At 43.8% G+C, this 258-nt stretch carries 1 pseudogene; it reads right to left on the bottom strand.

The window, feature by feature from the left end:
• Nucleotides 1–258 (bottom strand): annotated as a pseudogene (locus AAEY88_RS14335) (hypothetical protein); the annotation flags it as partial.

Raw genomic sequence — 258 nt, 5'->3', positions numbered from 1 at the left:
GACTTGACCCGCGATACTATCGACTTGCTCAGCGTAGTAATTCACATTTTTATTTTTTAGGCCTAGGTTTTTAAGTTCGCTATGAAGACCACTGCTTTGTGCATTATCAAGTAGTCCTTTACCAACACCGATACCTGCAAGCAAGGCCTGTTTCTCTTGCATCTTGCTTAAGTCAGCGCTAGAGAGTAACTCGTAAGCCATCTTGACGCCTTGTTTACCCGTTAAAGGTTTGTCGTAGACCGCTGCTAACTGATAGAC

The organism is Psychrobacter sp. CAL346-MNA-CIBAN-0220 (assembly GCF_040309805.1).
In the GTDB taxonomy this organism is placed as follows: Bacteria; Pseudomonadota; Gammaproteobacteria; order Pseudomonadales; family Moraxellaceae; genus Psychrobacter.
The sequence above is the reverse complement of the archived record's forward strand: the minus strand, read 5'-3'. Positions and strand labels throughout refer to the sequence as shown.